Origin of the sequence: Halobellus sp. EA9 (genome assembly GCF_051195055.1) — an archaeon.
In the GTDB taxonomy this organism is placed as follows: Archaea; Halobacteriota; Halobacteria; order Halobacteriales; family Haloferacaceae; genus Haloquadratum; species Haloquadratum rubicundus.
In genome coordinates this window covers 171,096-190,728 of sequence record NZ_JBNTJW010000002.1, presented here as the reverse complement: position 1 = coordinate 190,728, position 19,633 = coordinate 171,096, and the positions used below count along the sequence as shown (strand labels likewise).

Genomic DNA, 19,633 nt, shown 5'->3' with positions numbered 1-19,633 from the left:
CGACGCGCGACCCCAGCGAAAAAGCGGGATTCTCAGACGTACGTGAACCACTCGTCGTGCTCGTCGGTGCGGCGCTCGACGAGGTCGAAGAAGGCCTGCTGGAGTTCTTCTGTCACGGGCCCGCGCGTCCCGTCGCCGATCTCGACGTTGTTGACCTTCCGGATCGGCGTCACCTCCGCGGCGGTGCCGGAGAAGAACAGCTCGTCGGCGGTGTTGAGTTCGCCGCGGGAGATCGTGGCCTGGTCGTGGACGGTGTAGCCGCGCTCGCGGGCGAGTTCGATCACCGTGTTCCGGGTGATGCCGTCGAGGATGCTCTGAGAGAGGCCGGGGGTGTAGATCTCGCCGTCGCGGACGAGGAAGATGTTCTCGCCGGGACCCTCCGCGACGTTGCCCTCCTTATTGAGGACGATCGCCTCGGTGAAGCCGTTGCGGCGGGCCTCCTCGCCGGCGAGCATCGAGTTGACGTAGAGGCCGGTCGTCTTCGCGTTCGTCGGGATCTGGCTGGAGGCGTGCTTGCGCCACGAAGAGATCATCACCTCGACGCCCTTCTCCAGGGCCTCCTCGCCGAGGTAGGCACCCCAGGGCCAGGCGGCGATGGCGACGTTCACGGGGTTGTCCTTGGGGCTGACGCCGAGCGAGCCGTATCCATAAAAGGCGACCGGGCGGATGTAACAGGACTCCAGGTCCTCCCGGCGGATGAGCTCCAGGGTCGCCTGGGTGAGCTCGTCGCGGGAGTACGGAATCTCCATATCGTAGGGCTTGGTCGACTCGTAGAACCGATCGAGGTGTTCCTCCCAGCGGAAGATTGCCGGGCCGTTCTCCGTGTCGTAACACCGGACGCCCTCGAAGACGCCCGTGCCGTAGTGGAGGCCGTGCGCGAGAACGTGGACCGTCGCGTCGTCCCAGTCGACGAACGAACCGTCCTGCCAGATCGTGTCGACGTCCATCTCGTCGAATCCCATAATCCGTCGTTTGCACCACGGAATATAAAACCCTACAGGAGCGGTCTCGGGGGTCTCGGCGCCGCTCGCTGGGGGACGGCGGCGGCCGCTCAGCCCAGCCGGCCGATGACGTCCGCGCCCTCGACGTAGACGAGGTCGTGCCGTCGGGCGTAGTCGAGCGCGTCGGTCGGCGTCCGCGCGCCGCCGGTCTCGGCGTCGAGCATCTCACAGACGACGACCGCGGGCGGAAGGCCCGCCGCGTCGGCCAGCGCGAGCCCCAGTTCGGTGTGGCCGCGGCGGTCGTCGAGCAGGTCCGGCGCGCCGCGGAGGACGTGGACGTGGCCCGGCGTGCGGAACTCGGCGGCGAAGTCCTCGGCGTCGTAGTCCTCGTTGGCGTCCGCGGCCGCGTCGGCGACGTCGGCGAGCCGCCGGATGGTGAGCGCGCGGTCGTCGTCGGTGATCCCCGTGAACGTCTCGCGGTGGTTCACCGGCAGGGAGAACGACGAGCGGTCGTCGTAGGCGAGGTCGTGGTCGGCGCTCGCCGGGTGGTCGAGTTCGTCTTCGAGGAAGGGCAGCTCGATCGCGTCGGCGACCTCGTGGGAGACGGCCGTGCAGATCAGCCCGCCCGCGTCGGCCCGGAGCCGGACGACGGCGTCGGCGTCGACCGCGCCCGCGGGGTAGACGATGTCGGTCTCGCCCTCGCGGTCGGCAGCGTCGTGGACGAGGACCGGCTCGCCCCGCCGGAAGGCGGCGACGGCGCGCTCGACCGCGCTCGGGTTCGCGCGCTCGCGGTCCGGTGCGGCCCCGCTTTCGCCCCCGCCGCGGCCGCTCTCGCGGTCGGCGTCGGCGACGTCGGTGGTCGAGTGGGTCATTCGACCGCCTCCACCCGAACCGTCACCGCGTCGTCGTCCGCGAGGTCGAGTTCGTCGCGGAGGCGCACGGGCGCGATGATCTCCAACTGGGTCTCGTCGTGGTGGGTCCGCTCGGGGACGATGATGTGGGTCGGCTCGGCGACGTCGCCGCCGTCCGAGACCGTCGCGGCGTAGCAGGTCGCCGGCCCGAACGTCCGCTCGTCGTCCTCCCAGCCGTCGATCGGGATGCCCGACAGCGACGACATCGCCGAGCGCGAGCGGATGCTCTCCTCCGAGAGGTCGACGTTGAGCGTGCCGGGGAAGGGCTCGTACCCGAGTCGTTCTTTGAACTGCTCCTTGTAGCCCGACAGCGAGATGTAGTGTCTGCCCTCGCCCATCCCGCTCGTGACCGTGCCCTCCAGTTCGACCGACGAGGGGTCCGAGCCCTCGAAGATCCGCCGGTAGTGGGAGTACTCGCGGTGGAGCGCCGCCTCGCCGGACTCGGTGAGCGACACCCACTGGCCGTCGGCGACGACGTCGCGCTCGATGTGTCCCGCCTGCTCCAGGCGCTGGAGACGGCGCGAGGCGGTCTGGCTCGACGCGTTCAGACGTTCGGCGAGGCCCGAACAGGAGATCTTGACCGGCTCCGACCGCCCGCCTTCGAGCGCGACGAACTTCAGCGCCGCGAGCTCGTCGTGACCGACGGTGGAGACTGCCGATTCTGACATTACCGGGGCTTGGAATCGGGCCGTGTTAAGTATAACGGGTATGAGATGCGTAACGAATCTGTTATGGAAGATCAGAAAGATTCCGAAACTGGGAGTCGTATCAGGATTGGACCGTCCGGATCCTAAAAGCGTCGGTCTCGGCGTCGGGCGACGGTCGGCCGGCCGCGAGTCGGCGAGGGCAGCGGCGACACCGCGGGGCCGAAGCCGCCGCGGAGGCGTTCGGAAAGGCCTTTAATCGCGGTTCGACAACGGCGGGTATGTTCAGAGCCTTCCGTTCGGAGGTGGAGGCGGCGGTCGAATCGGCGCTGTCCGCCCTCGACCTCCCGACCGACGACCTCGGGGTCGAAGAGCCCCCGGAGGATATGCCGGCGGCGCTGGCGTCGAGCGTCGCGTTCCGCCTGGCCGGCGAGGTCGGCGCGCCCCCGCCGGCCGTCGCCGAGGACGTCGCCAGCGAGATCGACCTCGACGGCTACGAGTACGTCGACCGCGTCGACGCGCAGGGCCCGTACGTGAACTTCTACGTCTCCGAGGCCTACTACGCCGACGCCCTCGACGCCGGCCGGGACGCCGGCTACGGCGAACTCCCCGCGACGGGCAAGTCCGTCGTCGTCGAGCACACGAGCGCGAACCCGACCGGCCCGGTCCACGTCGGCCGCGCGCGGAACCCCATCTTCGGCGACGCCGTCGCCCGCCTCCTCGAATACGCCGGCAACGACGTCGAGACGCACTACTACGTCAACGACGCGGGCCGACAGGTCGCGGTGTTCACCTGGGCCTACGAGACCTTCGACGAGTCGGACCTGCCCGACCCCGAGCGCGACCGCGCGGACTACGATCTGGTGCGCTACTACCGGAAGGGCAACGACTTCCTCGAATCCGACGACGACGAGGCGGTCGCCGACGCCGAAGCGGAGATCGCCGAGATTATGCAGGGCCTCGAAGCCGGCGACGAGGCGACCTTCGAGCGCGTCGCGACCGTCGTGGATCAGGTGCTCTCGGGCATGCGGACCTCCCTGGAGCGCCTCCCCGCGGAGTTCGACCGGTTCGTCAAGGAGACGGAGTTCATCCGGAACGGCGACGCCGACGAGGTCGTCACGCGGCTGAAAGACTCCGGTGCGGCCGTCTACGAGGAGGACGCCTGGCAGCTGGACCTCTCCGAATACGGCATCGAGAAGAACCTCGTGTTCCTCCGCTCGGACGACACCACCCTCTACACCACCCGCGACCTCGCCCACCACGAGTGGAAGTTCGACAACTACGACGAGGCCGTGACAGTCCTGGGCGAGGACCACAAGCTCCAGGCCGAACAGCTGGAGGCCGCCCTCGACGTGCTGGGCAACGAGACGGACAAGCTCAGACAGACGTTCTACTCGTGGGTGAACCTCCCGGAGGGCGGGATGTCGACCCGCGAGGGCACGGGCGTCGACCTCGACGACCTGCTCGACGAGTCGGTCCGCCGCGCCCGCGAGGAGGTCGAAGACCGCCTCGACACCCGGATCCGCAACGACGACCTGAGCGAGGACGACATCGACCGCATCGCCCGCCAGGTCGGGATCGGCGCGGTCCGCTACGACATCGTCTCCAAGCAGCCAACGAAGGGGATCACCTTCGAGTGGGAGCGCGCGCTGGACTTCGAGGCGCAGTCGGCGCCGTACGTCCAGTACGTCCACGCGCGGTGCTGCGGGATCGAGAGCGAGGCGGCCGAGGCCGGGATCGAGCCCGCCGCCGACGTCTCGGTCCTCACGACCGACGCCGAGCGCGCACTCATCGAAGCGATCGCGCGCTTCCCCGCGGTGATCGAGCGCGCGGCCGACGACCTCGAACCGCACGTCGTCGCGACGTTCGCCCGCGACTTCGCGGAGACGTTCAACACCTTCTACCGCGAGTGTTCGGTGCTCAACGCCGACGACGAGGCGGTCTCGGCCGCGCGGCTCGGACTCGTCGAGGCGGCGCGCCACACCGTCGCGAACGCCCTCGACGTCCTCGGAATCGAAGCGCCCGAGTCGATGTGAGTCGGTCGGCCCTCCGCTGAGGCCGAGCGAGTCGGGTCCGGGACGGCGCTTACAGGAACGGGAGCGCGATCGGGCCGACGGTCCCCGCCACCAGCGAGCCGCCGACGACGAACACCGCCGCGGCCCCGGCGCCCAGCGCCAGTAGTAGGAACAGGACGAGCCACCAGAAGGGAACGCGCGAATCTTTCTCTGCCATATCGACGACTCACCGCACCCGAATAAAAGAAGTTCCCGCTTCGGGCCGCACAGCGGGCGCCAGAGGGGACGGCCACGCCCGACCGTCTCGTGGTATTAGCCCACTGTGTACCGCCGAACGCTACCCCCCGGTGACGGCGTTCGCCGGGAAGAGACGAGAGTGATCACGATCAGCCGAAGAAGCGACCGAAGAGCCCCCGTCCGTTCTCGTCGCCGTTCTCGCCGTCTCCGGTATCGGCGGCGTCGCCGTTCGCGGCCGATCGGGTCGACGACGCGGTCGAGTCGCTCGTCGATGCGGCTTCGTCCGCATCTCTCTCGGAATCGGCGCCGTCGGCGTCCGCGTCACCCTCGGCGTCCTCGTCCGCCAGCGACGTCGTGTACACGCCGCTGTCCGGGTCGTCCGCGACGGCGCCCTCGCGGCCGGCGTCGAGTTCGTCGGGGTCCGCCGGCTCGACCAGCGGCTCGTCCGACGGGGGCGCTTCGGCGTCGTCGACCGCCGCGGGCGACTCCGCCGCGTCGGGGGCGGCGTCCGATGCTGATTCCGAGTCCAGTTCGGTGTCGGCCTTCCCGGCCGTCTCCTCCTCGTCGGCCCCCGCGTCGTCGGGCTCGACCGCGTCCGGATCGAGGTCGGCCTCGTGGGAGCCGGCGACGACGATGTCGTCACCGTCTTCGGAGACGTACTCCGCCAGCGCGTCCTCGGGAGGGCCCTCGTCGGTCTCGCCGTCGGTCTCGTCGTCGAGATCGATGTCGACGTCGGGGCTGGGGGCGTCGACCGAGACGTCCTCGTCCGGCGCGTCGGATTCCGGCTCCGAGGCGTTCGACTCCGCGGCGTCAGACGCGACGGCGTCCGACTCAACGCCGGCGCCGGCGCCGGGGTCGGCGTCGATCTCCTCGTCCGTGACGGTCGCCGCGAGCGTGCGGAACGCCGCCGCGGCATCGCTGCCGGGCGCGAAGGTGGTCAGCGGCTCGCCGGCCGCCGCGGCCTGCCCGATCTCGGCGGCGTCGGGGACCGTCCCGAGGATGTCGGCGTCGAGGTGTGCGGCCACCACCTCGGAGTCCGCGTCCGCCGGCGCGGCGCGGGTGAGGACCGCGCCCGCGACGGGGATGTCGAGGCGGTCGGCCACCTGGCGCGTCTTGTCGGTATCGCCGAGGGCGTCGCGGGTCGGCGTCGACACCAGGATGGCCTCGTCGACGTGGGTGAGCGGGACGACGGTGTCGTTGCTCAGCCCCGCTCCCGTGTCGAGGACGACGTACTCGTAGCGCTCCCGAAGCGCCGCCAGGACCGACTCCATCCCCTCTGGGTCGGCGCGGGAGAAGGCGTCGAGGCCCGGCGAGCCGGGGACGACGGCCATCCCGTGCGGCCCCTCGTGGATCGCCTCTTCGACGTCTGCGCCGGCGGAGTCCGACCCGCTCGCGCCGTCCGAATCGCCCGGGGCTCCGCCGTCGTCCGCCAGGACGTCGTGGAGCGTCACGTCGCCGAGGGAGACGCCGAGCGCGCTCGCGAGGTTCGCCATTCCGAGGTCGCCGTCGACGACTGCCACGTCCGACCCCGCGGCGGCGAGCACCGCCGCGAGGTTCGCCGCCGTCGTCGTCTTGCCGACCCCCCCTTTCGCGCTGACGACTGCGTATACACGGCCCATAGTCCTGTCTGAGACTCCCACGTCGGGGATATAAATCTGTCCGGGGAATGCGCCGCCGCGGCGGGGGCCGACGCCGCGAGGGCCCGCCCGCGAGGGGGTCGCCGCCGGACACGCCCGTAGTCGCAGGTTACTTACCCGCCGGCCGGGCTAGTGCTGGTAATGAGTACCGACGCCGAAGAAGTAAACGAAGACCGCCGGAAGTACGAATTTCGGAAGGTCATCGAGGAACTCAAAGACTACGAGGGTTCCGGCACGCAGCTCGTCACGATCTATATCCCCGAGGACAAGCAGATCTCCGACGTCGTCGCCCACGTCACCCAGGAGCACTCCGAGGCCTCCAACATCAAGTCCAAGCAGACCAGAACGAACGTCCAGGACGCGCTCACGTCGATCAAGGACCGCCTGCGCTACTACGACACCTACCCGCCGGAGAACGGCACCGTCATCTTCTCCGGCGCGGTCGACGCCGGCGGCGGCCAGACCGACATGGTGACCCGAGTGCTCGACAGCCCGCCCGAGCCGATTCAGTCGTTCCGCTACCACTGCGATTCGAACTTCCTCACAGAGCCCCTGGAGGAGATGCTGACCGACAAGGGCCTCTTCGGCCTGATCGTCCTCGATCGCCGCGAGGCAAACGTCGGCTGGCTGAAGGGCAAGCGCGTCGAGCCCGTCAAATCCGCGTCGTCGCTGGTCCCCGGCAAGCAGCGGAAGGGCGGCCAGTCCGCCCAGCGGTTCGCCCGCCTGCGGCTGGAGGCCATCGACAACTTTTACCAGGAGGTCGCGGGGATGGCCAACGACCTGATGGTCCCCAAGCGCCACGAGATCGACGGCATCCTGGTGGGCGGCCCCTCGCCGACCAAAGACGAGTTCCTCGACGGCGACTACCTCCACCACGAGCTTCAGGACCTCGTCGCCGGGAAGTTCGACGTCTCCTACACCGACGAGTCCGGCCTCTACGACCTCGTCGACGCCGCCCAGGACGTCCTCGCCGACCAGGAGGTGATGAAGGACAAAGCCGAGATGGAGGAGTTCTTCAAACAGCTCCACAACGGCGAGAAGGCCACCTACGGGTTCGGGCCGACCCGCAAGAACCTGATGATGGGCGCGGTCGATCGGCTGCTCCTCTCGGAGGACCTCCGCTCCGACGTCGTCGTCTACGAGTGTCCGAACGGCCACGAGGAGTACGAGGTGGTCGATCAGCGCCACGGCGACCCGGGCCACGTCTGCAGCGAGTGCGGCGAGGAGGGAGAAAAGACCGACCGCGAGGACGTGATCGAGCACCTGATGGAGATCGCCGAGCAGCGCGGGACCGAGACGAAGTTCATCTCCACCGACTTCGAGAAGGGCGAGCAGCTGTACGACGCCTTCGGCGGCGTCGCCGGGATCCTGCGGTACTCGACCGGCGTCTAGACACGCACCTTTTGCGCTGCGGGCTGCCGACGGCAGCCCTCGGCAAAAGCTGCACCAAAAGCACTTCGTCACCCCCTCAGCGCGGCGGAGCCGCGCTTCGAGGGTTCCTCGGCCCGCTCGCTCACTGCGTTCGCTCGCGGTGCAGCGGTGTGCTGTACTTCCGGCTTCAGCTTCTTCGCCACTGAGGTCTCCAGTCGACCCCGCCGTTCAGTATCCGAGCAGCGACTCCAACTGCCGGCGACGACGCCCCAGATCGGCGTGCGGGTCGACGTCGCTGTCGGCGGCGAGTCGGTCCAGCGTCAGGAAGACGTCGGCGCCGCCGCGCTCGGCGTGGTCGACGAGCGCCTGAATCGCCGCCCGGTTCGTCGCGAGCGCGTCGAGCAGGCCGAGGAGGAGCACGACCGCGACGCCGCCGTCGCCGTCGGGGATGGCGTCCGGGAGGTCGGCGGCGTCGTGATCGGTCTCGGGGGACGGGTCCGCATCGGCATCGGCGTCAGCGTCCGCATCCACGTCGGCGTCGGCATTCGCGTCAGCGTCCGCATCCACGTCTGCCTCGCCGAGCGCGACCGTCCGGAGACAGCGCGGGCAACTCCCGACGACGGCGGCGTCCTCGGGGTCGAACTCCCGCAGGGCCGGCGGGACCTCGACGGGGACGAGCGTGCGGTCGCAGTCGGGGCAGCGAGCGGCCATACTGTGGCTACGCCGCCGGGGGTGAAATACGCTGTCGGTCGGCGAGCGGAGCGCGTCCGGACGACGACAGCGGCCGCGAGCCGGCCCGGATCGGTATCCCTATTCGCGGGGCGGTCGTAGCCGCGGTCGAGAATGGCATCTGACGCCCGCTCGCTCGAGGACCCGCGGACGCACCTCCGCGCGCTCGGGGGCGCGCTCGTCGTCGTCGTGCTCGTGGTACTGCTGGCGTCGGTCGCGGTGTCGCTCGGCTACCCGCTCATCGACGCGGCCGGCATCGCCCGCGACGGCGCCCTGGGGCTGGCGCTCCGCAGCGCGTTCCAGTTCGTCGGCTTCGGCGTCGCCGGGGTCGGCTACCTCGTCGTCACCGACCAGACGGACTTAGTCACGGTGCGGTTCCCGACCCGCGCGGACGCGAAGTGGCTCGCGGGCGGCTTCGTCGCGCTGCTCGGACTCTACCTCGCGGTCTCGGGCGTTCTCACCGCGCTCGGGATCGAGGGGGCCGAGAGCGCGATCGTGACCCAGGGAAGCGACCAGCCGGTCTACTTCCTCTATCTGATCCCGGTGACGATCCTGCTGGTCGGGCCGATGGAGGAGCTGATCTTCCGGGGGATCGTCCAGGGGCTGTTCCGACGGGCCTACGGCCCCGCCGTCGCCGTCGCGGCCGCGAGCGCGGTGTTCGCGGCGGTCCACCTGACGTCCTACTCGGGGGAGGGGCTCTTGGCGACGCTCGCGACGGTCCTCGTGCTCGGGGGCGTCCTCGGGATCGTCTACGAGAAGTGCCGGAACCTCGTGGTGCCCGCGGTGGTCCACGGGCTCTTCAACACGGTGCAGTTCCTCGCCGTCTACGCGACGACCACCGGGGTCGTCAGCGGCTGGTGAGCGGTCGCGGGGGCGACGTCCGGTCGCCTCAGGCCGGGTTCTTCCGCGCCAGTTCGGTGCCGCAGATGGGACAGCGGTCGCGGTTCTCCTCGAACTCGCGGCCACACCCCTGACACTGGAAGGTCCACTCGCGCTTCTCGGAGATGCCCTCGCGGGCGATGATCTTCACCGCGACGTCGACGTGGTCGGCGACGTTCTGCATCCCGTAGTCGTCGGTGACGAGCGTGGCGTCGAGCTCGAACGCGGCCGCGAGCAGGCGGACGTCGGTCTCCGAGAGCGTATCGGAGTCTCCGGTCTCGCGGGCCGCGCGCTGGATCTTCTCGACGGTCCCCGCCGCGGGGATGTGGACGTGCATTCCGGAGCCCTCGTCGGCGTCATAGCGGTAGGAGGCCTCGCCTTCCAGTTCCTCCCTGACCATCGGAATGGACGCGATGTCGTCTGTGGTGTGGTACTCGTGGATGAACGCCGAAGAATCGAGAACCTGCATCTGAGCTGATCTCCGTTCGCCTGCGTTACTGTTGGACCACGACGCAGTCGTCGACGCTCTTGACGCGCGAGACTGGGATGCTGAACTTCTCTTCGCCGTCGTCTTGGGTCGTCTCGAAGCGGTGCTGGTCGATGCTGACGTCGTCGAACGGCGACACGAAGAGGTCGCCGATCGCGCCCGTCTTGAGATCCATCTGGATGTTGTGGAGGACGCCGATGTACGTCCCGTTCGAGGTCATCACTTCCTTCCCGGAGAGGTTCTCCGCGAGTTCGTCCGGCATACCCCAGGATACTGCGCACGCCTACATAAACTCCACGGGGGCGTCTGACGGAATCTCCGGTCACATCGGCATCTACGCGTCGAAACCGCCCGCGCGTTCGGTCGCCGACGTCCCGGACACGATGGACTTAACTACAGTCCAGCAGTCACCTATAGGCAAGGAACTTCTCCGGGGTGATTCTCTATGTCTGACACCGACGCCGATGCCGACGCCGTCGAGGGGGCCGAAACCGACGAAGCGGACGGACTGCGGACGCCGATCGTCGCCGTGCTCGGTCACGTCGACCACGGCAAGACGACGCTCTTGGACACGATCCGCGGCTCGGCCGTGAGCGAGGGCGAAGCCGGCGCGATCACCCAGCACATCGGCGCGACCGCCGTCCCGCTGAAGACGGTCTCGGAGATGGCGGGCGACCTGGTCGATCCGACCGACTTCGACCTCCCCGGGCTCTTGTTCATCGACACGCCCGGCCACCACTCGTTCACGACGCTGCGCTCCCGCGGCGGGGCGCTCGCCGACATCGCGGTCGTCGTCGTCGACGTCAACGACGGCTTCCAGCCGCAGACGATCGAGGCGCTGGAGATCCTCCAGCGCACCGGCACGCCGTTCGTCGTCGCCGCCAACAAGATCGACACCACCCCGGGCTGGAACCCCAACGACGGCGCGCCCATCCAGGCCACCTACGAACAGCAGTCCGAGGGCGCCCGGGGCCGCCTCGACGAGAACCTCTATGAGATCATCGGCGACCTCTCCGACGAGGGCTTTTCGGCCGACCTCTACTGGCGCGTCCAGAACTTCACGAAGAACGTCGGCGTCGTGCCCCTCTCGGCGATCACGAGCGAGGGCGTCCCGGACCTGCTTGCGGTCCTGATGGGCCTCTCCCAGCGGTACATGAAAGAGCAGATGGCCATCGACGTCACCGGCCCCGGCGCGGGGACGGTCCTGGAGGTGAAAGACGAGCGGGGGTTCGGCGCGACCGTCGACGTCGTCCTCTACGACGGGAGCATCCGCGCGGACGACGAGATCGTCGTCGGCGGCGTCGACGGCCCGATCGTCACCGAGGTCCGGGCCCTCCTCCAGCCCCGACCGAACGCCGAGATCCGCGTCGAAAAGCGGTTCGACAAGGTCGATGAGGTGCGCGCGGCGGCGGGGATCAAGGTCGCCGCACCCGAGCTCGACGACGCGATGGCGGGCGCCCCGATCCGGGTGATCCGCGACCGCGACAGAGCGGACGTGATCGAGGAGGTCGAGGCCGAACTCGCGGAGATCCAGGTCTCGACCGAGGAGGAGGGCGTCGTCGTCAAGGCCGACACGCTCGGCAGCCTGGAGGCGATGGCGAACGCCCTGCGCGAGGTCGAGATCCCCATCCTCCGCGCGGAGGTGGGCGACATCGCGCCCCGCGACGTCGCGGTCGCCTCGACCGCCAACGAGGCGAAGCACAAGGCGATCCTCGGCTTCAACGTCGACGTCCTCTCGAACGCCGAGGACGAACTCGACGAGAGCGACGTGACGCTGTTCGCCGACGACGTCATCTACCAGCTCGTCGAGGAGTACGAGGAGTTCGTCGACGAACTCGAACGCGCCCAACAGGAGACCGTCCTCGACAAGATCGTCCGGCCGTGTCGCTTCCGCATCCTCGAAGACCACGTCTTCCGACAGTCGGACCCCGCGGTCGTCGGCGTCGAGGTGCTCTCGGGCACCCTGAAGAACAACCAACGGGTCGTGAAGTGGGAGGGCAACGAGCCCACCCGCGTCGGCCAGCTCTCGGGGATCCAAGAGCAGGGCGAAGACGTCTCGGAGGCGCGCTCGGGGACGCGCGTGTCGGTCGCCATCGACGGGCCCACCGTGGGCCGCCAGATCGAGGAGGGCGACGAGCTGTGGATCGAGCTCCCCGAGAAGCACGCGAAGATCCTCGAACAGGAGCTGTCGGACGACATCCCCGCCGACGAGCTGGAGGCGCTGACGGGCTACCTCGACAAACACCGGAAGCGCGATCCGTTCTGGGGGAAATAGCGACCGGGACCGCGGGCGAAGCTACCGCGCCGTCGGCGTGAGGCCGTCGCCGACGGTGTTCATCACCTGGAAGGCGGCGGAGGCGGCGAGGCCGCGGGCCACCTCGTCGCGGTCCTCGTCTGTGAGCCCCGATTCGAGGTCCTCCTCGTCGGGGGTAAAGCCTGCGCTGACCGGGCGGCCCGCGGGGGGACGGACGGCGACGGTCGCCTGCGGGCCGTTGGCGCCGTAGGTGAGCTCGGAACCGACAGCGTAGCCCTCGGGCAGATACGCCTCCGTCCGCGAGACGATGCCGGCGACCGCGCTGCGGAGCCGGCGTACCTGCGCTGACGAGAGGTCGACGTCCTCGGGCTTGCCCGCGTCCACGACGCCGGGCGCGCCCGCGTACGGATTGTTTCCGTTCATCGGATGAATAGTCCCGGGTAGGGGGACACGCAGTATAAAAGCGTCGCAACCCCCAATACGTTCGTCGTCCGATCCCGCGGGCGTGGATCGCCTCTCAGAGGATCGGCTCGCTGTCGCCGTACACCGCGAGGGTGACCGCCGTGGTGTAGCCCTCCCCGTCGGCGTCGGCGGTCGTCACCGTCACCTGCTCGTCGACGAACTCCCACTCGCGGAGGTCGCGCCCGGACGCGAGCCCGACGACGACGCTCCGGCGGACGGCCGCGGGGTCCTCGCCGGCGGCCTCGTAGAAGAGCCCCGGACCGGGACCGGTCGCCCAGCCGAGCGCCGCCGAGACGGAGCCGACGCCGCCGGTCGTCGCGCGGGCCTCGACGACGGTGAGCCGCTCGCCGGCGGGGCCGAGGTCGGGTGCCGTGCCGACCTCCTCGACGGTGGCGTCGGCGGGGATGACAGAGGAGACGGGGACCAGATTGTAGTTGTGGACGTTCGCGTCCGCGAGGGCAGCGTCGTAGGAAGCCATCTTCGTGGCCGCATCGCCCACGCCGCGGACGACTCGGATGGTGCTCATACCCGAAGGCAACGCCGCGGAGAATAAGCGGTTACGATCCGGAGTCCCGGAGATCGGCGAGAGCGAGAGCGGGAGCGCGACCGACGGCCGGCGGGCCGGCAGGGCTCAGTACTGGTAGGTCGTCGGACCCGGGATGGTCGTCTGCTCGTCGGCGTCCTCGATCTTCTCGTAGGCGTCGTCGAAGTCCTCGCGGCGGATCTCGGTGCGGCCGTCGCGGATGGCGAACATCCCCGCCTCGGTCGCCAGCGCGGCGATGTCGGCGCCGGAGTAGTCCTCCAGCGACGCCGCGATCTCGCCGAAGTCGACGTCGTCGGCGACGTTCATCTCGTGGGTGTGGATCCGGAGGATGTGCTCGCGGCCCTCGACGTCGGGCTTGGGGACCTCGATGAGGCGGTCGAAGCGCCCCGGCCGGAGGATCGCCTCGTCCAGCATGTCGAAGCGGTTCGTCGCGGCCATAATCCGGACCTCGCCGCGCTCCTCGAAGCCGTCCATCTCCGAGAGCAGTTGCATCATCGTCCGTTGGACCTCCGCGTCGCCGGAGGTCTTCGAGTCCGTCCGCTTCGAGGCGACGGCGTCGATCTCGTCGATGAAGATCACCGCGGGCTCGCGCTCGGCCGCGAGGTCGAAGAGGTCCCGGACCAGCCGCGAGCCCTCGCCGATGAACTTCCGGACGAGCTCGGAGCCGGCCATCTTGATGAACGTCGCGTCGGTCTCGTTGGCGACGGCCTTCGCGAGCATCGTCTTACCCGTGCCGGGCGGGCCGTACAGCAGGACGCCGGAGGGCGGGTCGACGCCGACTTCCTCGAACATCTCGGGGCTCTTCAGCGGGTCCTCGACGGCCTCGCGGACCTCCCGCACCTGGTCGTCGATGCCGCCGATGTCCTCGTAGGCCACCTCGGGCGAGTCGTCGATTTCCATCGCCTGCGCGCGGGAGTCGGTCTCGTCGTCGAGGATCTGCTGGATGGCGAAGGAGTCGTTGATCGCGACGCGGTCGCCGGCCTCCAGTTCGGAGTCCAGGTGCGGCGACGCCTCGGTGAGGACCTCCTGATTGTTGCCGTGCTGTTTGATCACGACGCCGTCGTCTGTCAGTTCCTCGACGGTCGCGAGGTACAGCGAGGAGGTCTTCAGCGTCTCGTTGCGGCGCTTGAGCTTCTCGACTTCCTCCCGCAGTTCCTCCTGGCGGTCGGTCGCCTCCGAGAGGCGTTCGTCGAGCTCGTCGTTGACCGAGACGAGGCGCTCGTAGTGCTGGCGGATAGCCGCGAGGCGTTCGGCTTCCGACATCTCTGGATCCAGGTCCAGACGCGGCCGGTCTGGGAGCGACGGACTCCGGGACATCAGTTAGGCCGTCTTGGGGGTGGGCGTAAATGTGCTTTTGGGTACGCCCGGTTCCTGTCGCTTCCCTACCCGTCGAGCCGCTCGCGCTGGTAATCGCCGTCGTAGACCCCCTCGTGGGCGGCCTCCGCGAGGACGAGCTGGGCCACGCGCGCGCCGCGCTCGAGCCGGACCGGGTGGTGGACCTGCAACAGCCCCTCGCCGCGGCCCTCGTACCCCGCGTCCCAGACGGCCGTGTTGAGCATACACGAATTCCGCATCAGCGTCGAGCGCGGGTAGAGGAAGCCGACGTGGCCGTCGGGGATCGCGATCGTCTCCGCGTACTGGAGGATGTAGCCGCCGGGGTCGAGCGCGAAGACGTCCGCGCCCGAGGCGACGTCGTCGTCCGCGTCGACGTCGCCGTCGTCGACGGGCGAGATCGACTCGCGCGCGCCGACGGTCTTGCCCTCCCGACCGACGTAGCCGGGAGCGGCGGGTTCGAGGACGTCGCCGAGCGTGAGGTCGACGCCGTTCGGCTGTACCTGGTCGTCGGTGACGGGGTCGATGTGCTCGGCGACGAAGGAGCCGGAGCGGAACATACCGGTGTGGGTGCGATCCGTCCGCAAAACCGTTGCGTCTCGTGATGTGGAACGGATCTCCGTCCCGCCCGTCGGCGACTCCGTCGAGTCCCGGAGCGCGGAACCGAAATCCCACCACTGCGGCACTGTCTGTTCGTATCGAATTAGGACCAGCTATGTGTATAAGGGGCATATCTCCGACCTCAAACACGCGGGATTTATAGTTGTAGACGGTCGACTGCCGGCTGTTATGGGACAGACGCTCACGGAAAAGATTCTCGACGAACACCTCGTCGAGGGCGACCTCGAACCCGGAGAGGAGATCGGGATCGAGATCGATCAGGTTCTCGCACAGGACACCACCGGAACGATGGTTTGGCTCCAGTTCGAGGCGCTCGAACTGGACGAGGTACAGACGGAACTGGCCGCGCAGTACTGCGACCACCAGACGTACCAGTTCGACTTCAAGAACACCGACGACCACCGCTTCCTGCGGTCGGCCGCGGGGACCTACGGCGCGTACTTCTCCCGTCCGGGCAACGGCATCTGCCACAACGTCCACAAGGAGAACTTCGCCGCGCCCGGGAAGACGCTGCTCGGTTCGGACTCCCACACGCCGACCCCCGGCGGCCTCGGCCAGCTCGCGATCGGCGCCGGCGGCCTCGACATCTCCGTCGCGATGGGCGGCGGCGCCTACTACGTCGAGATGCCGGAAGTCGTCAACGTCCGCCTCGAAGGCGAGCTCCCCGAGTGGTCCAGCGCGAAGGACGTCATCCTCGAGATGCTGCGCCGGCTCTCGGTGAAGGGCGGCGTCGGCAAGGTCTTCGAGTACACCGGTCCGGGCGTCGAGACGCTCTCGGTCCCCGAGCGGACGACGATCACCAACATGGGCACCGAGCTCGGCGCGACCTCGTCGATCTTCCCGACCGACGAGAAGACGAAGGACTACCTCGCCCGTCAGGGCCGCGAGGACGAGTACGTCGAGCTCTCGCCCGACGAGGACGCCGAGTACGCCGACGAGATCGTCATCGACCTCTCGGAGATCGAGCCGCTCGTGGCGAAGCCGTCGATGCCCGACAACGTCGTGCCCGTCCGCGAGGTCGCGGGCGAGTCCGTCGAGCAGGTCATCGTCGGCTCCTGTACGAACGGCGGCTACGAGGACATCCTCCCGGCCGCGAAGATGCTCGAGGGCCGTCAGGTCGATATGAAGACCGAGATGATCGTCGCGCCCGGCTCGAAGCAGGCCTCGGAGATCCTCGCCCGCGAGGGCTGGACTGCCGAAATGATGGCGGCCGGCGTCAACTTCTCGGAGGCGACGTGTGGTGCCTGTATCGGCATCGGCCACGTGCCCGCCTCCGATTCGGTCTCCGTGCGGACGTTCAACCGCAACTTCGAGGGCCGCTCGGGCATCGAGGACGACTCGGTCTTCCTCGCTTCGCCGGAGGTCGCCGCCGCCGCGGCGATCAAGGGCGAACTGGTCGACCCCCGCGACCTCGCGGAGGAACTCGGCGACCTCGAAGCGCCCGGCGTCGAACTCCCCGAAGAGTACGACGGCTCGAAGACGGACATCATCGAGCCCGAGGAGGCCGTCGACGACGAGCTCGTCAAGGGCCCCAACATCGGGAGCGCGCCGATCGGCGAGCCGCTCGAAGCCGACATCGAGGGTGAGGTCCTCCTGAAGATGGAGGACAACATCACGACCGACCACATCATCCCCGCGACGTCGGACATCCTCAAGTACCGCTCGAACATCGAGAAGCTCTCGGAGTTCACGCTCTCGCGCGTCGACGACACGTTCGCACAGCGCGCGCTCGACGCCGACGGCGGCGTCCTCGTCGCCGGCGAGAACTACGGCCAGGGCTCCTCGCGCGAGCACGCGGCGATGTGTCCGCAGTTCCTCGGCATCGAGGCCGTCCTCGCGCAGTCGTTCGCCCGCATCCACAAGGCGAACCTCTTCAACTTCGGGATCGTCCCGCTGGCGATCGACGAGGAGACCTACGCGGACATCGACCAGGGCGACGACGTCGAGATCGTCACCGACGTCGCCGAGGCCGTCGCCTCCGGCGAGACCGAGTTCACGATCCGCGTGAACGACGACTGGGAGGCCACCGCCGAACTCGACGCCTCCGAGCGCGAGCGCCGCATCCTCGAAGCCGGCGGCAAGCTCCGCCTCACCAAGGAACAGTACAGCGAGGACAGCAGCGGCGCGGCGCCCGCCGACGACTGATCGGCACTCGCTGAGCCGCTATTCTTCCGTTTTTTCAGCTCCGGGAGCCGCGGGACCGCGAGTCGCGGTCGACGGCGCGAGCCAGCGGACTTTTGCCGTTCAGCGCCGAACCGAGACGCGTGAGCGACCGGGATTCCGAGCGACGGCGGGCGGGCCGCGAGGACGTGGCCGGTGACGATCCGGCCGAGAGCCGGGGGGACGCGACGCTCCGCCCGGTCGACCGCGCGGACCTGCTGGACGTACTCGCGATCGAGCGGGCGTCGTTCTCGGACCCCTGGCCCTACGCGGCCTTCGAGTCCGTCCTCGACGCGCCCGCGTTCCTGGTCGCGGTCCGAACGACGGGCGACGGGACCAAGGAGATCCTCGGCTACGTCGTCGGCGACGTGATGCCGAACCACGGCCGCGACATCGGACACATCAAGGACCTCGCCGTCAGGCCCGACGCCCGCGGCGAGGGCCTCGGACGCCGACTGCTGCGCGAGGCGCTCATCTCGCTGTCGCTGTCGGGCGCCGTCGTCGTGAAGCTCGAAGTCCGGGAGGGGAACGACCCCGCGCGGTCGCTGTACCGCGAGGAGGGGTTCGAGCCGACGCGGCGCGTGCCGAACTACTACAACGACGGCGAGGACGCCCTCATCCTCGTCACCGAGGTCGGCGAGTAGCCGCGTGACCGCGGCTCGTCGAGGGATCCACAGGCCCTTGTACGCCGCCGCCGTAGCGCCGACGAGATGGGATACGCCTGTCCGGTCTGCGAGACGCCCCAGCAGGACGCCCGGCACCTCGCGAATCACCTCGCCTTCACCGCGATGGTCCACGGCGACGAGCACGAAACGTGGCTCGACGAGCACGTCCCCGACTGGGCCGAGCTGGGCGAGGCCGACCTCGGGCCCGAGGTCGCGGAACTCGCTCCGGAGGCCGACTACGACCAGGTGTTCGAGGATACGGCGCACGCGCACGGACACGAGCACGACCACGGGCACGATCACCGGCACGGCGGCGCCGACTCCGGCCTGGGCGGCGTCGATCCCGCGTCCGCGGCCGCGGCTGGCCAGGGGTCGCTGGACGAGGAGACCCAGCGGATACTCGCCGAGGCGCGGGAACTGACCGCGGAGATGCTCGACGACGGGGATGACGGAGCCGATACGGCCGGGACGGACGAGTCCGACACCGAGGAGTAACGAGCGGGACGCTCTCGGAGGCAGTAGCGAACAGCCGGCAGTCGAAGAGCCCGCGCGGCGTCGCCGGGCAACCGCAGAGCCGCGCGGGGCGGGCGTCAGATCACGGCGGTGCTGGCCGCGCGTTCGGATATAAACGCTCGCGCCGCGGGGATCGGTCCGGCCGCGAGAGACCGAAAACGTTTGTTCGCGAGTCGCCGACGGGGGCGTATGGAATCGCACGGAACGCTGTCGCCGGCGTCGATCGAGGAGGCACGGGCCGCGTTCGAGGCCGCGGGCCCGACCGCCCAGCGGGTCGTCCGGGAGACGGCGAAGGCGATGGAGTTCGACCGCGAGGAGTACCGCGAGCGCGTGACGAGCGCCGTCGTCGAGCGGGTGCGGAACGCCCTCTTCGCCGATCGGCTGGCCGTCCGCACGGGCTCGCGCGCGGAGTTCGAGTCGTGGGTCGAGGACCACCCTGACTACGACGTCGAGACGATCGGCAGCGACGACGTCGACCGGGTCGCCTGGCACGCCGCGCCGTTCGCCGAGACGGCGCTGGCGGCCACGTTCCAGAACGAGCCCGAGGCCGCGGTGGAGACGCTCCGCCGACAGGCGTTCGGCCGGCTCTACCGGCCGCGGTTCGAAGGCGACGGAGGCGAGAACGACGGCGCGGAGGCCGCGGGAGGACCGGACCGATGAGCGACGACGGCCGGCGGCACGAGTCCCTCCCCGATCCGGACCCCGAGTGGTCCGTCCGGGAAGCCGCGACCGAGTACGAGACGGGGTGGTACACCGGCGGCTACGACCTCGTCGAGCAGCCGAACGGCACGACGAAGCGGTACTACTGGGCCGAACTCGCCACGGCGGTCGTCGTCGTCGCGGTCGAGGACGGCTCGCTCGTCTGCGTCGAGCAGTACCGGCCGACGATCCGCACGCGGCAACTGGAGCTGCCGGCCGGCATCGTCGAGGCCGGCGAGTCCTACACCGCGGCGGCGACCCGCGAACTCCGCGAGGAGACGGGGTTCGCCGCCGACAGCACAGCGCTCTTGGAGACCGTCTGGTGTGCGACCGGCGTCCTCAGACACCAGCGGGGCTACGTCTTCGCGACGGACCTCAGCCCCGTCGAGCAGGATCTCGACGACAACGAGTTCCTCTCGGTCCGCTCTCTCCCCGTCGAGGAGGCGCTCGACGCCGTGCGGTCGGGGACGCCGAACGACGCGACCCTGGAGGGGCTCCTCCTGGCCCGCGAGGAGGGACTCATCTGAGACGG

21 protein-coding genes are annotated in these 19,633 nt (G+C 69.3%); 9 read left to right on the top strand and 12 right to left on the bottom strand.

All coding sequences use genetic code 11. From position 1 onward, the window contains the following. Positions 1-32 precede the first annotated feature (32 nt). From ACQUQ0_RS03785 to ACQUQ0_RS03775, 3 genes are all read right to left on the bottom strand, one after another. Positions 33-962: a branched-chain amino acid transaminase gene (locus ACQUQ0_RS03785; RefSeq protein ID WP_435183265.1), complete on the bottom strand. Its 930-nt coding sequence runs from the start codon at positions 960-962 to the stop codon at positions 33-35. Positions 963-1,051: 89 nt separating this feature from the next. After that, positions 1,052-1,813: a 3,4-dihydroxy-2-butanone-4-phosphate synthase gene (gene ribB / locus ACQUQ0_RS03780; protein WP_435183263.1), complete on the bottom strand. Its 762-nt coding sequence runs from the start codon at positions 1,811-1,813 to the stop codon at positions 1,052-1,054. Beyond that, entirely contained in the window at positions 1,810-2,520 is a 711-nt protein-coding gene (locus ACQUQ0_RS03775) for a DUF120 domain-containing protein (RefSeq protein ID WP_435183262.1), read from the bottom strand. The genes ribB and ACQUQ0_RS03775 overlap by 4 nt, the downstream gene beginning before the upstream one ends. 257 nt (positions 2,521-2,777) lie before the next feature. On the opposite strand from ACQUQ0_RS03775, the gene argS reads away from it, so the two are divergent. Then, on the top strand, positions 2,778-4,532 hold the full coding sequence (argS, locus tag ACQUQ0_RS03770; RefSeq protein ID WP_435183261.1) for an arginine--tRNA ligase: 1,755 nt from the start codon (positions 2,778-2,780) through the stop codon (positions 4,530-4,532). 49 nt (positions 4,533-4,581) lie between these two features. Here the strand turns inward: argS and ACQUQ0_RS03765 are convergent, their stop codons facing one another. Together ACQUQ0_RS03765 and ACQUQ0_RS03760 are read right to left on the bottom strand one after the other, a co-directional pair. Further along, on the bottom strand, positions 4,582-4,728 hold the full coding sequence (locus tag ACQUQ0_RS03765; RefSeq protein ID WP_372386432.1) for a hypothetical protein: 147 nt from the start codon (positions 4,726-4,728) through the stop codon (positions 4,582-4,584). 169 nt (positions 4,729-4,897) lie between these two features. Then, a complete protein-coding gene (locus ACQUQ0_RS03760; protein WP_435183259.1) occupies positions 4,898-6,367 on the bottom strand; it encodes a P-loop NTPase in 1,470 nt (489 codons plus the stop codon). A 159-nt stretch (positions 6,368-6,526) separates the two neighbouring features. Here ACQUQ0_RS03760 and prf1 point away from each other — a divergent pair, with 159 nt between their 5' ends. Beyond that, the gene (gene prf1, locus ACQUQ0_RS03755) at positions 6,527-7,777 is read left to right on the top strand and encodes a peptide chain release factor aRF-1 (RefSeq protein WP_435183257.1); all 1,251 of its coding nucleotides are present in this window, start codon (positions 6,527-6,529) and stop codon (positions 7,775-7,777) included. 207 nt (positions 7,778-7,984) lie between these two features. Here the strand turns inward: prf1 and ACQUQ0_RS03750 are convergent, their stop codons facing one another. After that, positions 7,985-8,467, bottom strand: coding sequence for a DUF6276 family protein (locus ACQUQ0_RS03750; protein ID WP_435183256.1), 483 nt, complete (start codon positions 8,465-8,467; stop codon positions 7,985-7,987). A 132-nt stretch (positions 8,468-8,599) separates the two neighbouring features. Between ACQUQ0_RS03750 and ACQUQ0_RS03745 the strand changes: the two genes are divergently transcribed. Next, positions 8,600-9,346, top strand: a complete 747-nt coding sequence (locus ACQUQ0_RS03745) for a CPBP family intramembrane glutamic endopeptidase (protein WP_435183254.1) — start codon at positions 8,600-8,602, stop codon at positions 9,344-9,346. A gap of 28 nt (positions 9,347-9,374) precedes the next feature. Here the strand turns inward: ACQUQ0_RS03745 and ACQUQ0_RS03740 are convergent, their stop codons facing one another. Both ACQUQ0_RS03740 and ACQUQ0_RS03735 read right to left on the bottom strand, forming a co-directional pair. Then, the gene (locus tag ACQUQ0_RS03740) at positions 9,375-9,833 is read right to left on the bottom strand and encodes an NOB1 family endonuclease (RefSeq protein ID WP_435183253.1); all 459 of its coding nucleotides are present in this window, start codon (positions 9,831-9,833) and stop codon (positions 9,375-9,377) included. 25 nt (positions 9,834-9,858) lie between these two features. Continuing rightward, positions 9,859-10,113: a PRC-barrel domain-containing protein gene (locus ACQUQ0_RS03735; protein ID WP_372386438.1), complete on the bottom strand. Its 255-nt coding sequence runs from the start codon at positions 10,111-10,113 to the stop codon at positions 9,859-9,861. A 183-nt stretch (positions 10,114-10,296) separates the two neighbouring features. Here ACQUQ0_RS03735 and infB point away from each other — a divergent pair, with 183 nt between their 5' ends. Beyond that, a complete protein-coding gene (gene infB / locus ACQUQ0_RS03730; protein ID WP_435183252.1) occupies positions 10,297-12,126 on the top strand; it encodes a translation initiation factor IF-2 in 1,830 nt (609 codons plus the stop codon). Positions 12,127-12,147: 21 nt separating this feature from the next. Here infB and ACQUQ0_RS03725 read toward each other — a convergent pair whose 3' ends face one another. The 4 genes from ACQUQ0_RS03725 to ACQUQ0_RS03710 all read right to left on the bottom strand — a co-directional run bounded on the left by ACQUQ0_RS03725 (position 12,148) and on the right by ACQUQ0_RS03710 (position 15,003). Then, positions 12,148-12,528, bottom strand: coding sequence for a DUF5811 family protein (locus ACQUQ0_RS03725; RefSeq protein ID WP_372386440.1), 381 nt, complete (start codon positions 12,526-12,528; stop codon positions 12,148-12,150). 94 nt (positions 12,529-12,622) lie between these two features. Continuing rightward, complete coding sequence (locus tag ACQUQ0_RS03720) at positions 12,623-13,093, bottom strand: pyruvoyl-dependent arginine decarboxylase (RefSeq protein WP_435183250.1); 471 nt, start codon at positions 13,091-13,093, stop codon at positions 12,623-12,625. A 105-nt stretch (positions 13,094-13,198) separates the two neighbouring features. Then, positions 13,199-14,428, bottom strand: a complete 1,230-nt coding sequence (gene pan2 / locus ACQUQ0_RS03715; RefSeq protein WP_435183249.1) for a proteasome-activating nucleotidase Pan2 — start codon at positions 14,426-14,428, stop codon at positions 13,199-13,201. A gap of 65 nt (positions 14,429-14,493) precedes the next feature. Continuing rightward, entirely contained in the window at positions 14,494-15,003 is a 510-nt protein-coding gene (locus ACQUQ0_RS03710) for a deoxyuridine 5'-triphosphate nucleotidohydrolase (protein ID WP_435183248.1), read from the bottom strand. A gap of 229 nt (positions 15,004-15,232) precedes the next feature. Here ACQUQ0_RS03710 and ACQUQ0_RS03705 point away from each other — a divergent pair, with 229 nt between their 5' ends. The 5 genes from ACQUQ0_RS03705 to ACQUQ0_RS03685 all read left to right on the top strand — a co-directional run bounded on the left by ACQUQ0_RS03705 (position 15,233) and on the right by ACQUQ0_RS03685 (position 19,628). Then, on the top strand, positions 15,233-17,209 hold the full coding sequence (locus ACQUQ0_RS03705; protein ID WP_435183247.1) for an aconitate hydratase: 1,977 nt from the start codon (positions 15,233-15,235) through the stop codon (positions 17,207-17,209). A gap of 164 nt (positions 17,210-17,373) precedes the next feature. Further along, complete coding sequence (gene rimI, locus ACQUQ0_RS03700; RefSeq protein WP_435183483.1) at positions 17,374-17,868, top strand: ribosomal protein S18-alanine N-acetyltransferase; 495 nt, start codon at positions 17,374-17,376, stop codon at positions 17,866-17,868. Between the two features lie 66 nt (positions 17,869-17,934). Further along, on the top strand, positions 17,935-18,384 hold the full coding sequence (locus tag ACQUQ0_RS03695) for a DUF5810 domain-containing protein (RefSeq protein ID WP_435183246.1): 450 nt from the start codon (positions 17,935-17,937) through the stop codon (positions 18,382-18,384). 207 nt (positions 18,385-18,591) lie between these two features. Then, positions 18,592-19,062 (top strand): DUF5809 family protein, encoded by a 471-nt coding sequence (locus ACQUQ0_RS03690; protein ID WP_435183245.1) that lies wholly within the window; start codon positions 18,592-18,594, stop codon positions 19,060-19,062. Then, the gene (locus tag ACQUQ0_RS03685; protein ID WP_435183243.1) at positions 19,059-19,628 is read left to right on the top strand and encodes an NUDIX hydrolase; all 570 of its coding nucleotides are present in this window, start codon (positions 19,059-19,061) and stop codon (positions 19,626-19,628) included. Before ACQUQ0_RS03690 ends, ACQUQ0_RS03685 begins: the two co-directional genes overlap by 4 nt. The last annotated feature ends 5 nt before the right edge of the window (positions 19,629-19,633 follow it).

Excerpts from the sequence above, each read along its gene's own strand:
- ACQUQ0_RS03785 (WP_435183265.1), bottom strand. The coding sequence starts at position 962 with ATGGGATTCGACGAGATGGACGTCGACACGATCTGGCAGGACGGTTCG.
- ribB (WP_435183263.1), bottom strand. The coding sequence starts at position 1,813 with ATGACCCACTCGACCACCGACGTCGCCGACGCCGACCGCGAGAGCGGC.
- ACQUQ0_RS03775 (WP_435183262.1), bottom strand. The coding sequence starts at position 2,520 with ATGTCAGAATCGGCAGTCTCCACCGTCGGTCACGACGAGCTCGCGGCG.
- argS (WP_435183261.1), top strand. The coding sequence starts at position 2,778 with ATGTTCAGAGCCTTCCGTTCGGAGGTGGAGGCGGCGGTCGAATCGGCG.
- ACQUQ0_RS03765 (WP_372386432.1), bottom strand. The coding sequence starts at position 4,728 with ATGGCAGAGAAAGATTCGCGCGTTCCCTTCTGGTGGCTCGTCCTGTTC.
- ACQUQ0_RS03760 (WP_435183259.1), bottom strand. The coding sequence starts at position 6,367 with ATGGGCCGTGTATACGCAGTCGTCAGCGCGAAAGGGGGGGTCGGCAAG.
- prf1 (WP_435183257.1), top strand. The coding sequence starts at position 6,527 with ATGAGTACCGACGCCGAAGAAGTAAACGAAGACCGCCGGAAGTACGAA.
- ACQUQ0_RS03750 (WP_435183256.1), bottom strand. The coding sequence starts at position 8,467 with ATGGCCGCTCGCTGCCCCGACTGCGACCGCACGCTCGTCCCCGTCGAG.
- ACQUQ0_RS03745 (WP_435183254.1), top strand. The coding sequence starts at position 8,600 with ATGGCATCTGACGCCCGCTCGCTCGAGGACCCGCGGACGCACCTCCGC.
- ACQUQ0_RS03740 (WP_435183253.1), bottom strand. The coding sequence starts at position 9,833 with ATGCAGGTTCTCGATTCTTCGGCGTTCATCCACGAGTACCACACCACA.
- ACQUQ0_RS03735 (WP_372386438.1), bottom strand. The coding sequence starts at position 10,113 with ATGCCGGACGAACTCGCGGAGAACCTCTCCGGGAAGGAAGTGATGACC.
- infB (WP_435183252.1), top strand. The coding sequence starts at position 10,297 with ATGTCTGACACCGACGCCGATGCCGACGCCGTCGAGGGGGCCGAAACC.
- ACQUQ0_RS03725 (WP_372386440.1), bottom strand. The coding sequence starts at position 12,528 with ATGAACGGAAACAATCCGTACGCGGGCGCGCCCGGCGTCGTGGACGCG.
- ACQUQ0_RS03720 (WP_435183250.1), bottom strand. The coding sequence starts at position 13,093 with ATGAGCACCATCCGAGTCGTCCGCGGCGTGGGCGATGCGGCCACGAAG.
- pan2 (WP_435183249.1), bottom strand. The coding sequence starts at position 14,428 with ATGTCCCGGAGTCCGTCGCTCCCAGACCGGCCGCGTCTGGACCTGGAT.
- ACQUQ0_RS03710 (WP_435183248.1), bottom strand. The coding sequence starts at position 15,003 with ATGTTCCGCTCCGGCTCCTTCGTCGCCGAGCACATCGACCCCGTCACC.
- ACQUQ0_RS03705 (WP_435183247.1), top strand. The coding sequence starts at position 15,233 with ATGGGACAGACGCTCACGGAAAAGATTCTCGACGAACACCTCGTCGAG.
- ACQUQ0_RS03695 (WP_435183246.1), top strand. The coding sequence starts at position 17,935 with ATGGGATACGCCTGTCCGGTCTGCGAGACGCCCCAGCAGGACGCCCGG.
- ACQUQ0_RS03690 (WP_435183245.1), top strand. The coding sequence starts at position 18,592 with ATGGAATCGCACGGAACGCTGTCGCCGGCGTCGATCGAGGAGGCACGG.
- ACQUQ0_RS03685 (WP_435183243.1), top strand. The coding sequence starts at position 19,059 with ATGAGCGACGACGGCCGGCGGCACGAGTCCCTCCCCGATCCGGACCCC.